This window comes from Streptomyces sp. NPDC048297, assembly GCF_043201585.1.
Taxonomy (GTDB): Bacteria; Actinomycetota; Actinomycetes; order Streptomycetales; family Streptomycetaceae; genus Streptomyces.
The window spans coordinates 216,466-230,832 of sequence record NZ_JBICZA010000005.1 but is presented as its reverse complement, the minus strand read 5'-3'; the positions used below and the strand labels follow the sequence as shown (position 1 = coordinate 230,832).

General features: G+C 66.9%; 9 protein-coding genes and 1 tRNA gene. 1 reads left to right on the top strand and 9 read right to left on the bottom strand.

Annotated features, from left to right (window positions below; translation table 11 throughout):
- Positions 1-118: 118 nt before the first annotated feature.
- The 9 genes from ACGFYV_RS07855 to ACGFYV_RS07815 all read right to left on the bottom strand — a co-directional run bounded on the left by ACGFYV_RS07855 (position 119) and on the right by ACGFYV_RS07815 (position 12,754).
- A complete protein-coding gene (locus ACGFYV_RS07855) occupies positions 119-4,018 on the bottom strand; it encodes a DNA-directed RNA polymerase subunit beta' (protein WP_393877483.1) in 3,900 nt (1,299 codons plus the stop codon).
- 96 nt (positions 4,019-4,114) lie between these two features.
- A complete protein-coding gene (gene rpoB, locus ACGFYV_RS07850; RefSeq protein WP_393877482.1) occupies positions 4,115-7,600 on the bottom strand; it encodes a DNA-directed RNA polymerase subunit beta in 3,486 nt (1,161 codons plus the stop codon).
- A 568-nt stretch (positions 7,601-8,168) separates the two neighbouring features.
- Positions 8,169-8,552 carry a 50S ribosomal protein L7/L12 gene (gene rplL, locus ACGFYV_RS07845; RefSeq protein WP_393877481.1) on the bottom strand — a complete coding sequence of 128 codons (384 nt, stop codon included), beginning with the start codon at positions 8,550-8,552 and terminating at the stop codon, positions 8,169-8,171.
- A 116-nt stretch (positions 8,553-8,668) separates the two neighbouring features.
- On the bottom strand, positions 8,669-9,199 hold the full coding sequence (rplJ, locus tag ACGFYV_RS07840) for a 50S ribosomal protein L10 (protein WP_393877480.1): 531 nt from the start codon (positions 9,197-9,199) through the stop codon (positions 8,669-8,671).
- Positions 9,200-9,829: 630 nt separating this feature from the next.
- Positions 9,830-10,555 (bottom strand): 50S ribosomal protein L1, encoded by a 726-nt coding sequence (rplA, locus tag ACGFYV_RS07835; protein WP_393877479.1) that lies wholly within the window; start codon positions 10,553-10,555, stop codon positions 9,830-9,832.
- A gap of 106 nt (positions 10,556-10,661) precedes the next feature.
- A complete protein-coding gene (rplK, locus tag ACGFYV_RS07830) occupies positions 10,662-11,096 on the bottom strand; it encodes a 50S ribosomal protein L11 (protein WP_030811629.1) in 435 nt (144 codons plus the stop codon).
- 170 nt (positions 11,097-11,266) lie between these two features.
- Positions 11,267-12,205: a transcription termination/antitermination protein NusG gene (gene nusG / locus ACGFYV_RS07825; protein ID WP_393877478.1), complete on the bottom strand. Its 939-nt coding sequence runs from the start codon at positions 12,203-12,205 to the stop codon at positions 11,267-11,269.
- An 80-nt stretch (positions 12,206-12,285) separates the two neighbouring features.
- On the bottom strand, positions 12,286-12,573 hold the full coding sequence (secE, locus tag ACGFYV_RS07820; RefSeq protein ID WP_393877477.1) for a preprotein translocase subunit SecE: 288 nt from the start codon (positions 12,571-12,573) through the stop codon (positions 12,286-12,288).
- Between the two features lie 108 nt (positions 12,574-12,681).
- Positions 12,682-12,754, bottom strand: a tRNA-Trp gene (locus ACGFYV_RS07815).
- 260 nt (positions 12,755-13,014) lie between these two features.
- On the opposite strand from ACGFYV_RS07815, the gene ACGFYV_RS07810 reads away from it, so the two are divergent.
- The gene (locus ACGFYV_RS07810; protein WP_393877476.1) at positions 13,015-14,241 is read left to right on the top strand and encodes a pyridoxal phosphate-dependent aminotransferase; all 1,227 of its coding nucleotides are present in this window, start codon (positions 13,015-13,017) and stop codon (positions 14,239-14,241) included.
- The last annotated feature ends 126 nt before the right edge of the window (positions 14,242-14,367 follow it).

Genomic DNA, 14,367 nt, shown 5'->3' with positions numbered 1-14,367 from the left:
GGCCGGTCCGAGATCTGGCTGGTCCAAGGTCCGGCCGGTCCGATGTCCGGCCGGTCCGAGCACGCCGAAGGGCGGTCACCCTGTACGGGGTGACCGCCCTTCGGTTCAAGCGGCTCGCTTACTGGTTGTACGGACCGTAGTCGTAGTCCTCCAGCGGGACGGCCTGGCCGGAGCCGGTGCCGAACGGCGAGTAGTCGATGTCGTCGTAGCCGACGGCCGAGTACATCGCGGCCTTGGCCTCCTCGGTCGGCTCGACCCGGATGTTGCGGTAGCGGGACAGACCCGTACCGGCCGGGATGAGCTTACCGATGATGACGTTCTCCTTGAGGCCGATGAGGCTGTCGGACTTGGCGTTGATCGCCGCGTCCGTCAGCACTCGGGTCGTCTCCTGGAAGGAGGCGGCCGACAGCCAGGACTCCGTCGCCAGCGAGGCCTTGGTGATACCCATCAGCTGCGGACGACCGGAGGCCGGGTGACCGCCCTCCTGGACCACACGACGGTTCTCGGTCTCGAACTTCGAGCGCTCGACCAGCTCGCCGGGCAGCAGCTCCGCGTCGCCCGACTCGATGATCGTCACACGGCGCAGCATCTGCCGGATGATGATCTCGATGTGCTTGTCGTGGATCGACACACCCTGCGAGTTGTAGACCTTCTGGACCTCGCCGACCAGGTGGACCTGGACGGCACGCTGACCCAGGATGCGCAGCACGTCGTGCGGGTTGGTGGCACCCACGGTGAGCTGCTGGCCCACCTCGACGTGGTCGCCCTCGCGGACCAGGACCTTGGCACGCTTCGAGATCGGGAACGCCGTCTCGTCGCTGCCGTCGTCCGGGGTGACGACGAGCTTCTTGGTCTTCTCGGTCTCCTCGATCCGCACGCGGCCGGAGGCCTCGGAGATCGGGGCGACGCCCTTCGGGGTACGGGCCTCGAAGAGCTCGACGACACGGGGCAGACCCTGGGTGATGTCGTCACCGGCCACACCACCGGTGTGGAAGGTACGCATCGTCAGCTGGGTACCGGGCTCACCGATGGACTGGGCGGCGATGATGCCGACCGCCTCACCGATGTCGACCAGCTTGCCGGTGGCCAGCGAACGGCCGTAGCACATCGCGCAGGTGCCGACGGCGGACTCACAGGTCAGGACCGAGCGGGTCTTGACCTCGGAGACGCCGTGCTTGACCAACTCGTCGATGAGCACGTCGCCGAGGTCGGTACCGGCCGGGGCCAGCACCTTGCCGTCGACCACGATGTCCTCGGCGAGGCAGCGCGCGTACACGGACGTCTCGACGTTCTCCGCCTTGCGCAGCACGCCGTCCGCGCCGACCTCCGCGATGTGGAGCTTGAGACCGCGCTCGGTGCCGCAGTCCTCCTCGCGGATGATGACGTCCTGGGAGACGTCGACCAGACGACGGGTCAGGTAACCCGAGTCGGCGGTACGCAGGGCGGTGTCCGCCAGACCCTTACGGGCACCGTGCGTGGAGATGAAGTACTCCAGCACGGACAGACCCTCACGGAACGAGGCCTTGATCGGACGCGGGATGGTCTCGTTCTTCGCGTTCGACACCAGACCACGCATACCGGCGATCTGCCGCATCTGCATCATGTTTCCTCGGGCACCCGAGTCAACCATCATGAAGATGGGGTTCGTCTTGGGGAAGTTCTCGTTCATCGCCTCGGCGACCTCGTTGGTCGCCTTGGTCCAGATCGCGATGAGCTCCTGCGTGCGCTCTTCCTTGGTGATCAGACCGCGCTCGTACTGCTTCTGGACCTTCTCGTCCTGAGCCTCGTAGCCCGCGACGATCGCCTTCTTCGCCTCGGGGACGACGACGTCGGAGATGGCCACGGTGACACCGGAACGGGTGCCCCAGTAGAAGCCGGCCGCCTTCAGGTTGTCGAGCGTCGCCGCCACGATGACCTTGGGGTAGCGCTCGGCCAGGTCGTTGACGATCTCGCCGAGCTGCTTCTTGCCCACCGAGTAGTCGACGAACGGGTAGTCCTCGGGCAGCAGCTCGTTGAAGAGCGCGCGGCCCAGGGTGGTGCGCAGGCGGAACGAGTCCCCCTGCTGCCACTCCGGCTCGCCCTCCTCGCGCGCCGGCGGCGTCCAGCCACGCGGCGGGATGGTGCCCACCGGGAAGCGGATGTCGATCGGCGACTGCAGCGCCAGCTCACCGGCGTCGAACGCCATGATCGCCTCGGCCGTGGAGCCGAACGCGCGGCCCTCGCCCTTGGTGTCACGCAGCTCACCGTCGGTGGTGAGGAAGAACAGACCGAGGACCATGTCCTGGGTCGGCATCGTCACCGGACGGCCGTCGGCGGGCTTGAGGATGTTGTTCGAGGACAGCATCAGGATGCGGGCCTCGGCCTGCGCCTCCGCGGACAGCGGCAGGTGCACGGCCATCTGGTCACCGTCGAAGTCCGCGTTGAACGCGGTGCAGACGAGCGGGTGGATCTGGATGGCCTTGCCCTCGACCAGCTGCGGCTCGAAGGCCTGGATGCCGAGGCGGTGCAGGGTGGGAGCACGGTTCAGCAGCACCGGGTGCTCGGCGATGACCTCTTCGAGGACGTCGTACACGACCGTGCGGCCGCGCTCCACCATGCGCTTGGCGCTCTTGATGTTCTGCGCGTGGTTCAGGTCGACCAGACGCTTCATCACGAACGGCTTGAACAGCTCCAGCGCCATCGCCTTGGGCAGACCGCACTGGTGCAGCTTGAGCTGCGGGCCGACGACGATGACGGAACGCGCCGAGTAGTCGACACGCTTGCCGAGCAGGTTCTGACGGAATCGACCCTGCTTGCCCTTCAGCATGTCGCTGAGGGACTTCAGCGGACGGTTGCCGGGGCCCGTGACCGGGCGGCCGCGACGGCCGTTGTCGAAGAGGGCGTCGACCGCCTCCTGGAGCATGCGCTTCTCGTTGTTCACGATGATCTCGGGCGCGCCGAGGTCGAGAAGCCGCTTCAGGCGGTTGTTGCGGTTGATGACACGGCGGTACAGGTCGTTCAGGTCGGAGGTCGCGAAGCGGCCACCGTCCAGCTGCACCATCGGACGCAGGTCCGGCGGGATGACCGGGACGCAGTCCAGGACCATGCCCTTGGGGCTGTTGGAGGTCTGCAGGAACGCGGAGACGACCTTCAGCCGCTTGAGGGCACGGGTCTTCTTCTGGCCCTTGCCGGTGCGGATGATCTCGCGGAGACGCTCGGCCTCCTCCTCCAGGTCGAAGGACTCCAGGCGCTTCTGCAGCGCCGCGGCACCCATCGAGCCGTCGAAGTACGTGCCGAAGCGGTCACGCAGCTCGCGGTAGAGCAGCTCGTCGCCCTCGAGGTCCTGGACCTTGAGGTTCTTGAACCGGTTCCACACCTCGTCCAGGCGGTCGATCTCGCGCTGCGCGCGGTCGCGCAGCTGCTTCATCTCACGCTCGGCACCCTCGCGCACCTTGCGGCGCACGTCGGCCTTGGCGCCCTCGGCCTCCAGCTCGGCGAGGTCCGTCTCCAGCTTCTTGGCCCGGCCTTCGAGGTCCGCGTCGCGGCGGTTCTCGATCTGCTGGCGCTCGACGGAGACATGGGCCTCCAGCGAGGGCAGGTCGCGGGTACGGCGCTCCTCGTCGACGTACGTGATCATGTACGCCGCGAAGTAGATGACCTTCTCGAGGTCCTTGGGAGCCAGGTCGAGCAGGTAGCCCAGCCGGCTCGGGACACCCTTGAAGTACCAGATGTGTGTGACGGGCGCGGCCAGCTCGATGTGGCCCATCCGCTCACGGCGCACCTTGGCGCGCGTGACCTCGACGCCACAGCGCTCGCAGATGATGCCCTTGAAGCGGACACGCTTGTACTTGCCGCAGTAGCACTCCCAGTCCCGGGTCGGACCGAAGATCTTCTCGCAGAAGAGTCCGTCCTTTTCGGGCTTGAGGGTGCGGTAGTTGATGGTCTCGGGCTTCTTGACCTCGCCGTGGCTCCACTGACGGATGTCGTCAGCGGTGGCCAGACCGATCCGGAGCTCATCGAAGAAGTTGACGTCGAGCACTATGCGTCAATCCCTCTCAGGGTTGTAAGTCTGTGGTCTGAAACGGGGGTCGAGGGGTCGGCAGGGGCCCATCGCTGGGCCCCTACCGGACTCCCGTCAGACCTCTTCGACGCTGCTCGGCTCGCGCCGGGACAGGTCGATGCCGAGCTCCTCCGCCGCGCGGAAGACGTCCTCGTCGGTGTCGCGCATCTCGATGGACATGCCGTCCGAGGACAGCACCTCCACGTTGAGGCACAGGGACTGCATTTCCTTGATGAGCACCTTGAAGGACTCGGGAATGCCGGGCTCGGGGATGTTCTCGCCCTTGACGATGGCCTCGTAGACCTTCACGCGGCCGGTGACGTCGTCGGACTTGATGGTCAGCAGTTCCTGGAGGGCGTACGCGGCGCCGTAGGCCTCAAGGGCCCACACCTCCATCTCACCGAACCGCTGGCCACCGAACTGGGCCTTACCACCCAGCGGCTGCTGGGTGATCATCGAGTACGGACCGGTCGACCGGGCGTGCAGCTTGTCGTCGACCAGGTGGTGGAGCTTGAGGATGTACATGTACCCGACGGAGATCGGGTCCGGGAACGGCTCGCCGGAGCGGCCGTCGAACAGCCTCGCCTTACCGGTCGGGAGCACCATGCGCTCGCCGTCGCGGTTCGGGATGGTGTGCTGGAGCAGACCCGCCAGCTCGTCCTCGCGCGCACCGTCGAACACCGGGGTGGCGACGTTGGTGCCGGGGGCGACCTGGTCGGCGCCGATGGCCTGCAGACGCTGGGCCCACTCGTCCGCGAGGCCGGAGACGTCCCAGCCGCGGCTGGCGAGCCAGCCGAGGTGGATCTCCAGGACCTGTCCCGGGTTCATTCGGGACGGGACACCCAGGGGGTTGAGGATGATGTCGACCGGGGTGCCGTCCTCCAGGAACGGCATGTCCTCGATCGGGTTGATCTTGGAGATGACGCCCTTGTTGCCGTGGCGGCCGGCGAGCTTGTCACCGTCGGTGATCTTGCGCTTCTGCGCCACGTAGACACGAACCAGCTGGTTCACGCCCGGCGGCAGCTCGTCGCCCTCCTCACGGTCGAAGACGCGCACGCCGATGACCTTGCCGGTCTCGCCGTGCGGCACCTTCAGCGAGGTGTCACGGACCTCACGGGCCTTCTCACCGAAGATCGCGCGCAGCAGGCGCTCCTCGGGGGTCAGCTCGGTCTCACCCTTCGGGGTGACCTTGCCGACGAGGATGTCACCGGCGATGACCTCGGCACCGATACGGATGATGCCGCGCTCGTCGAGGTCCGCGAGGACCTCCTCGGAGACGTTCGGGATGTCCCGGGTGATCTCCTCGGGGCCGAGCTTGGTGTCACGGGCGTCGACCTCGTGCTCCTCGATGTGGATCGAGGAGAGGACGTCGTCCTGCACGAGGCGCTGCGACAGGATGATCGCGTCCTCGTAGTTGTGACCCTCCCACGGCATGAACGCCACGAGCAGGTTCTTGCCGAGGGCCATCTCACCGTTCTCGGTGGCCGGACCGTCGGCGAGGACCTGGCCCTCGATGATCCGGTCGCCCTCGTTGACGATGACCTTCTGGTTGACCGAGGTGCCCTGGTTGGAGCGCGAGAACTTGTGCAGGCGGTACGTGATGTACGTGCCGTCGTCGTTGGCGGTGGTGACGTAGTCCGCGGAGACCTCCTGGACCACACCCGCCTTCTCGGCCTTGACGACGTCGCCGGCGTCGACGGCGGAGCGGTACTCCATGCCGGTGCCGACGAGCGGGGCCTCGGACTTGATGAGCGGCACGGCCTGGCGCATCATGTTCGCGCCCATGAGGGCACGGTTGGCGTCGTCGTGCTCGAGGAACGGGATCATGGCGGTCGCGACCGACACCATCTGGCGCGGCGAGACGTCCATGTAGTCCACGTCGTCACCGGCGACGTAGTCGACCTCGCCGCCACGGCGGCGGACCAGGACGCGGTTCTCGGCGAAGCGCAGGTCGTCGGTGAGGCCGGCGTTGGCCTGCGCGATGACGAAGCGGTCCTCCTCGTCGGCGGTCAGGTAGTCCACCTCGTCGGTGACCTGGCCGTCGACGACCTTGCGGTACGGGGTCTCGACGAAACCGAACGCGTTGACCCGGCCGTAGGAGGCGAGCGAGCCGATCAGACCGATGTTCGGGCCTTCCGGCGTCTCGATCGGGCACATGCGGCCGTAGTGCGAGGGGTGCACGTCACGGACCTCGAAGCCGGCCCGCTCACGGGAGAGACCACCCGGGCCAAGAGCCGACAGACGGCGCTTGTGGGTGAGACCCGACAGCGGGTTGTTCTGGTCCATGAACTGGGACAGCTGGCTGGTGCCGAAGAACTCCTTGATGGAGGCGACGACCGGCCGGATGTTGATCAGGGTCTGCGGCGTGATCGCCTCGACGTCCTGGGTGGTCATGCGCTCGCGCACGACACGCTCCATACGGGCGAGACCCGTACGGACCTGGTTCTGGATGAGCTCGCCGACGCTGCGCAGACGGCGGTTGCCGAAGTGGTCGATGTCGTCGGTCTCGACGACGATCGTGCCACCGCTGTCACCGGTGGTCTCGGTCTCGCCGGCGTGCAGCTTGACCAGGTACTTGATCGTCGAGATGACGTCCTCGACGGTCAGGATGCCCGCGTCGAGCGGAGCGTCCGCACCCAGCTTCTTGTTGACCTTGTAGCGGCCGACCTTGGCCAGGTCGTAGCGCTTCGGGTTGAAGTAGAGGTTCTCGAGCAGCGTCTGCGCGGCCTCACGCGTGGGGGGCTCGCCCGGACGCAGCTTGCGGTAGATGTCGAGCAGCGCGTCGTCCTGGCCCTGGGTGTGGTCCTTCTCCAGGGTGGCGCGCATCGACTCGTACTCGCCGAACTCCTCGAGGATCTGCTCGGTGGTCCAGCCGAGCGCCTTGAGCAGCACGGTGACCGACTGCTTGCGCTTGCGGTCGATGCGGACACCGACCATGTCGCGCTTGTCGATCTCCATCTCCAGCCAGGCACCCCGGGACGGGATGATCTTGGCGGAGAAGATGTCCTTGTCGGACGTCTTGTCGATGGAGGAGTCGAAGTAGACACCGGGGGAACGGACCAGCTGAGACACAACGACACGCTCGGTGCCGTTGATGACGAAGGTGCCCTTGTTCGTCATGAGCGGGAAGTCGCCCATGAAGACCGTCTGGGACTTGATCTCACCGGTCTCGTTGTTGGTGAACTCGGCGGTGACGAAGAGCGGGGCGGCGTACGTGAAGTCGCGCTCCTTGCACTCGTCGATGGAGTTCTTCGGCGGCTCGAAGCGGTGGTCCCGGAACGTCAGGGACATCGACCCGGAGAAGTCCTCGATCGGGGAGATCTCCTCGAAGATCTCCTCCAGACCGGACTTGGTGGGGACGTCCTGACCGTTCTCAAGAGCCTCCTCGACCCGACTCTGCCAGGCGATGTTGCCGAGCAGCCAGTCGAAGCTCTCGGTCTGCAGCGCGAGCAGGTTCGGAACCTCGAGAGGCTCCTTGATCTTTGCAAAGGAGATGCGCAGCGGGGCGGTGCTGGCGCCGTTGTTCGTATTCGCGGTCGAGGCGTTGCGCGAGGCGGCCAAGAGGGGGTCCTTCCGAGGGCTCGGACTCACTACGCGCGTGCCGGTCCCTCTCCCATACACGGAGACAGAAACCCCAGGCCAGAGGGGCTTCGACCATCGGTGCTCGAGTGAGGGCAGACCCCTGGTGACGGGCAGGGGACAGCTAACAGGCAGCGCAAAGGGACAGTGTAGCCACTTGGCACACTGATGTCCAGTGCGGGTTTTGCGAGACCCTCGTTTTGCCCAACGCCCTCGTCACGTCCTCGGCACGCTGCCCTCAACGCACGTTGATACTGCCCTCTTCGTCGCCGATCCATGCCTCGGATTCGGATCCTTGTAGCGACGCGTCCTGAGAATTGCGCGCTGCGTGCGGTTCGTCAAGGCCTCCCTGCCGGAACAGGGCCGTCCTGAGACACTACGAAGATCACCATACCCCTCGCCATCACGAGTGCAAGGCAACCGTGGACGGCCCTCCGAACACGCCGAAGAGCGACCACCCGGATGGATGATCGCTCTTCGGTGCGTTCGCGTTACAGCCCTACAGGGCCGCGTTCAGCGCGCAGTGAGGTTCGAGGAACCCCGGAAGGTCTTACTTGACCTCGACGGAGGCGCCGGCGCCCTTGAGGGACTCGGCGGCCTTCTCCGCGGCGTCCTTGGCGACCTTCTCGAGGACGGGCTTCGGAGCGCCGTCGACGAGGTCCTTGGCCTCCTTCAGACCCAGGGAGGTCAGCTCACGCACGACCTTGATGACCTGGATCTTCTTGTCGCCGGCGCCGGTGAGGATGACGTCGAACTCGTCCTTCTCCTCAGCGGCCTCGACCGGGGCACCCGGGGCGCCGGGGGCGGCGACGGCGACCGCGGCGGCGGCGGTGACGTCGAACTTCTCCTCGAACGCCTTCACGAACTCGGAGAGCTCGATGAGGGTCATCTCCTCGAACTGCGCGAGCAGGTCTTCCTGGCTGAGCTTCGCCATGATGGGCGATCCTTCCACTAATTCGGCAGGTGCCGGATGTACTGGGTGAGGCGGGCGTACGTCGGCCCGCTGCGACCCGTGCCGCCTAGGCGGCCAAGGTCAGAAAGCGAGCCGAATTACTCGGCACCGCCCTGCTCGTCCCGCTTGGCACGAAGAGCGTCCACGGTGCGGACGAGCTTCGAGGGAAGCGCCTGGAAGAGCTGAGCAGCCTGGGACTGCTTGCCCTTGAAGGCACCCGCCAGCTTGGAGAGCAGAACCTCGCGGGACTCGAGGTCCGCAAGCTTCTTGATCTCATCGGCGGACAGCGCCTTGCCGTCAAGGACACCGCCCTTGATGATGAGATTCGGGTTGTCCTTGGCGAAGTCACGAAGACCCTTCGCCGACTCCACCGGGTCACCGGTGACGAAGGCAACGGCCGTCGGGCCAGCGAAGAGCTGGTCCTCCAGCGTGATCCCGGCCTCCTTGGCCGCGATCTTGGTCAGCGTGTTCTTCACCACGGCGTAGTGCGCGTTCTCACCGAGCGACCGGCGCAGCGTCTTGAGCTGCGCCACGGTGAGACCGCGGTACTCGGTCAGCACAGCGGCGTTGGAGCTGCGGAACTTGTCCGTCAGCTCCGCAACCGCGGCAGCCTTGTCGGGCCTCGCCATAGAGCCTCGGCCTCCTTCCGGGTGATTCGGACCGCGCGGACCCGAAGGAGGACTGGGCAAAACAAACGCCCCGGCGCAGGCGCTCGGGGCGGACTCGACCGGCCGTAGACGCTCGCGCGCCCACTCCGGGAGTTCTTCCACTGACACCTGCGCGGGTCGCCCACTTTTCAGCGGATCCTTCGGCCACCACACCCTCGTGGGAACGTGTGGCAACGACCAGCGGTCTTTGGCTTCTGGGGAAGCGTACGGGACCGGGGCACCGTCGAGCAAATCGGGCTCCCGACGGCCCCGGCCCCTGGGATCCGAAGGTGCTGAGCCGAAAGTGCTGAGCCGAATATGCCGAGCCGAAAGTGCTGGGAGGCGGTGAGGTTGCCGGAGCCCGTGCTGGAGGCCGTGCCGCACGCTGCCACGCCGGCCGGCGGCGCGGTCGCCACGGCCACCGAGAGGGCCAGCCGGCGAACGGTCGTGCCGTTCGTGTCGTCCCCGCCCCTGTGCGTCTCCTGTGTCTGCGAGGCCCCATGAATGTGCCCGCGAGGCCCCACGAAGAAAGGGCGGCCCCCGCACCTCGAAGGTTGCGGGGGCCGCCCTTTTCGCTTCGCGTCCCTGACGCGGCTACCGGGTGAGCGGGGCTCAGACGGCGGCCGGGTCCTCCTCGACGAGGAGGTTGCGGGTGCGGTTGGAGTCGAGCGGAATGCCGGGGCCCATCGTGGTGCTGATGGCGGCCTTCTTGATGTAGCGCCCCTTGGCGGCGGACGGCTTCAGACGGAGGATCTCCTCCAGGGCCGCGCCGTAGTTCTCCACCAGCTGCGTGTCGTCGAACGACGTCTTGCCGATGATGAAGTGCAGGTTCGAGTGCTTGTCGACGCGGAACTCGATCTTGCCGCCCTTGATCTCGGTCACGGCCTTGGCGGTGTCCGGGGTCACGGTGCCGGTCTTCGGGTTCGGCATCAGACCACGCGGGCCGAGGACGCGGCCGAGGCGGCCGACCTTGCCCATGAGGTCCGGGGTGGCGACGACGGCGTCGAAGTCCAGACGGCCCTTCGCCACCTCGTCGATCAGTTCGTCGGCGCCGACGATGTCGGCGCCCGCGGCACGCGCGGCCTCGGCACGGTCACCGGTCGCGAAGACCAGGACCCGGGCGGTCTTACCGGTGCCGTGCGGGAGGTTCACGGTGCCACGGACCATCTGGTCGGCCTTGCGCGGGTCGACACCCAGACGGAAGGCGACCTCGACGGTGCCGTCGAACTTGGACGTGGAGGTCTCCTTGGCGAGACGGACGGCCTCGAGCGGGGCGTACAGCTTCTCCCGGTCGACCTTGGCGTCCGCAGCGCGGAGAGCCTTGCTGCGCTTGCTCACAACTGCTCCTGTGTGTTCGGTGAGGAGTCGTGGTGTACGGGCCGAGCAGGCCCTGCCACGAGCGGCTGCCTGTCCGGCAGCTGCATGGTTCTGACGAAGGTGGGGATCAGCCCTCGACCGTGATGCCCATGGAACGGGCGGTGCCGGCGATGATCTTCGCGGCGGCGTCCAGGTCGTTGGCGTTGAGGTCGGGCATCTTGGTCGTGGCGATCTCACGGACCTGAGCGTCGGTGATCTTGGCGACCTTGGTCTTGTGCGGCTCGCCCGAGCCCTTCTCGACACCAGCGGCCTTGAGGATCATCTTGGCGGCCGGCGGAGTCTTGGTCACGAAGGTGAAGGAACGGTCCTCGTAGACCGTGATCTCCACCGGGATGACCCAGCCACGCTGCGACTCGGTCGCGGCGTTGTAGGCCTTGCAGAACTCCATGATGTTGACGCCGTGCTGACCGAGCGCGGGACCGACCGGCGGGGCCGGGTTCGCCGCACCGGCGTTGATCTGGAGCTTGATAAGCCCCGTGACCTTCTTCTTCTTGGGAGGCATAGCTCTCCGGGTCCTTTCCATTCGGGTCCATGCCCGCTTCCGGGGACCACCCGGACGCAGGCATACCGCACAACGATAACGGGTATAGATGCGCGGCCAAAAACCGAGCAGGTCAGGCGGGCTGTGACAGCCGGCCTGACCTGCGTCGGAGGCAGTGCGTCCAGAAAGAACTAGTTCTTCTGGATCTGGTCGAAGGAGAGCTCGACCGGCGTCTCGCGGCCGAAGATCTCGACCAGGCCCTTGACCTTCTTCGAGTCGGGGTTGATCTCGTTGATGGTCGCCTGGAGCGTGGCGAACGGACCGTCCGTGACGGTGACCGAGTCGCCGACCTCGAAGTCCAGCACCTGGACCTCGACCTTGCGCTGCGGGGCGGGCCTGCCCTCGGCCTCGGCGGCCTCGCGGGCGGCCTTCTCCTCGGCCTCCGGGGCGAGCATCTTGACGATCTCGTCCAGGGTCAGCGGGTACGGGTCGTAGGCGTTGCCGACGAAGCCGGTGACGCCCGGGGTGTTGCGGACGACGCCCCAGGACTCGTTCGTCAGGTCCATGCGGACCAGGACGTAACCCGGCAGCTTGTTCTGCTTGATCGTCTTGCGGTCGCCGTTCTTGATCTGGACGACCTCTTCCTGCGGCACCTCGGCCTGGAAGATGTAGTCCTCGACGTTCAGCGAGACGGCGCGCTGCTCCAGGTTGGTCTTCACGCGGTTCTCGTAGCCGGCGTAGGTGTGGATGACGTACCACTCGCCGGGCAGCGTGCGCAGTTCCTCGCGCAGGGCCTGGACCGGGTCGACGGGCTCGGCAGGCTCTTCCTCGACGACCTCGACGACCTCGGCGGCGGCTTCCTCGCCGTCCTCGTCCTCGTCGTCGCTGTCCTCGGACTCGGCGTCCTCGGACTCGACCTCGTCGGTCTCGACGTCCTCGTCCTCGTCCTCGACGTCCTCGCCGTCGGCGTGCGGCGCGGCCTCCTCGGCCGGCTCCTCCGCCTCGGCCTCGGCAGCCTCGAACTCGTCCTGCTCGTCCGCGCCCTCGACGATGTCGAGCTCGTCGTCCACCGTCTCGGCGGCAGCGGCGCGAGGCTCGGTGGCGTCGTCGTTCAGGTTCGGGTCAGACACGATGGCTGCTTCTTCCTGGATACATAGGGGTGGAACATGCGAAAACGGGCGCCGGTACCACGGCGCCCTTCGCTCTTGGCTCAGCCGAAGACGTACTTGGCGGCGTGGTTGAGCCCATAGTCAATCACGGTCACCAGCGCGATCATGATGGCGACGAAGAAGATCACCACGGTGGTGTACGACGTCAGCTGGTTACGCGTCGGCCAGACGACCTTGCGGAGTTCCGCGACGATCTGGCGATAGAAGATCGCGAGGCGCTTCAGCGGGCCCTTCTTGGCGCGCTTACCGCCCTTGCGGGCCTTCTTCTTGAACTCGGGCACCTCGTCCTGGGCGTCAGGCGTGTCGATGGAGCCCACGGCGTCCGTCATGCGTCCTCACCTGATCCCGGGTTCATGGCCGTGCCGCGCCCGGTTCCTGAGCCGCACGGCGGTGCATTGCAGTACGTACATGCGCACACATCCTGGCGGTGTGTGTAGCAGGGCCGGAGGGACTTGAACCCCCAACCGCCGGTTTTGGAGACCGGTGCTCTACCAATTGAGCTACGACCCTTTGTCCGTCCCCCAACGTACCGCATCCGGGTGGGTGCTCGGTGTACACCGTCCGTACCGCGGCTGCTGGAGGCCAACGAGGTGAGAGTGTACGTGGTCCACGGCCCGGCGTCGAACAGAAAGTGCCCGGCCAAAGCGGCGAAGCCGAAGATCGTCCTGGCCGGGGGCCGGATTCGTATCCCTGTTCACGCCTCGCCCCGTTGATGTTCAGTCCGTGAAACCCGTGTGCCGGGGACATTTCCGGTCTGGAACGATGGGGCCATGAGCGCTGCAACCCCTCCCACCGAGCGCCGGGTCTCCGCCCGAGTCGGCGCGATCTCCGAGTCCGCCACCCTCGCCGTGGACGCCAAGGCCAAGGCCCTCAAGGCCGCCGGGCGTCCGGTAATCGGCTTCGGCGCCGGTGAGCCCGACTTCCCGACCCCGGACTACATCGTCGCCGCCGCCATCGAGGCGTGCAAGAACCCGAAGTACCACCGCTACACGCCGGCCGGCGGCCTGCCCGAACTGAAGGCCGCGATCGCCGCGAAGACGCTGCGCGACTCCGGCTACGAGGTCGACGCCTCCCAGGTCCTGGTCACCAACGGCGGCAAGCAGGCCATCTACGAGGCGTTCGCCGCGATCCTCGACCCGGGCGACGAGGTCATCGTCCCGGCGCCGTACTGGACGACCTACCCGGAGTCGATCCGCCTGGCCGGCGGTGTCCCGGTGGAGGTCGTCGCCGACGAGACGACCGGCTACCGCGTCTCCGTCGAGCAGCTGGAGGCGGCGCGCACGGAGCGGACGAAGGTCGTGCTCTTCGTCTCTCCGTCCAACCCCACCGGCGCGGTCTACGGCCCCGAGGAGACCGAGGCGATCGGCCGCTGGGCCGTCGAGCACGGCCTGTGGGTGCTCACCGACGAGATCTACGAGCACCTCGTCTACGGCGACGCGACCTTCACCTCACTGCCCGCCGTCGTGCCCGAGCTGCGCGACAAGTGCATCGTGGTCAACGGTGTGGCGAAGACGTACGCCATGACCGGCTGGCGCGTGGGCTGGGTCATCGGCCCCAAGGACGTGGTCAAGGCCGCGACGAACCTGCAGTCGCACGCCACCTCGAACGTCTCCAACGTGGCCCAGGTGGCCGCGCTGGCCGCCGTCTCCGGCGACCTGGAAGCGGTCGCGAAGATGCGCGAGGCCTTCGACCGGCGCCGGCGCACGATCGTGCGGATGCTCAACGAGATCGACGGTGTGGTCTGCCCGGAGCCCGAGGGCGCCTTCTACGTCTACCCGTCGGTCAAGGGTCTGCTCGGCAAGGAGATCCGCGGGAGGCGTCCGAAGGACTCCGTGGAGCTGGCCGCGCTGATCCTTGAGGAGTCCGAGGTCGCGGTCGTCCCGGGCGAGGCCTTCGGCACGCCGGGCTACCTGCGGCTGTCGTACGCGCTCGGTGACGAGGACCTCGTCGAGGGCGTGAGCCGGATCCAGAAGCTGCTGGCGGAGGCCCGGGACTGACGTCCTTCGCGGTACGCGCGCGTGCGGGCCGTCTCCCTTCGGGGAGGCGGCCCGTCTCTGTGTGCCTCTACGTACGAACAGGCAGGACTGTGCCTCTGGGTGCGAACAAGACCGCGAACAAGACCA

What these genes read in the sequence shown, in the direction of transcription:
- rplL (WP_393877481.1), bottom strand. Translation starts at nt 8,552, where the DNA reads ATGGCGAAGCTCAGCCAGGAAGACCTGCTCGCGCAGTTCGAGGAGATG.
- rplJ (WP_393877480.1), bottom strand. Translation starts at nt 9,199, where the DNA reads ATGGCGAGGCCCGACAAGGCTGCCGCGGTTGCGGAGCTGACGGACAAG.
- rplK (WP_030811629.1), bottom strand. Translation starts at nt 11,096, where the DNA reads ATGCCTCCCAAGAAGAAGAAGGTCACGGGGCTTATCAAGCTCCAGATC.
- secE (WP_393877477.1), bottom strand. Translation starts at nt 12,573, where the DNA reads ATGACGGACGCCGTGGGCTCCATCGACACGCCTGACGCCCAGGACGAG.
- ACGFYV_RS07810 (WP_393877476.1), top strand. Translation starts at nt 13,015, where the DNA reads ATGAGCGCTGCAACCCCTCCCACCGAGCGCCGGGTCTCCGCCCGAGTC.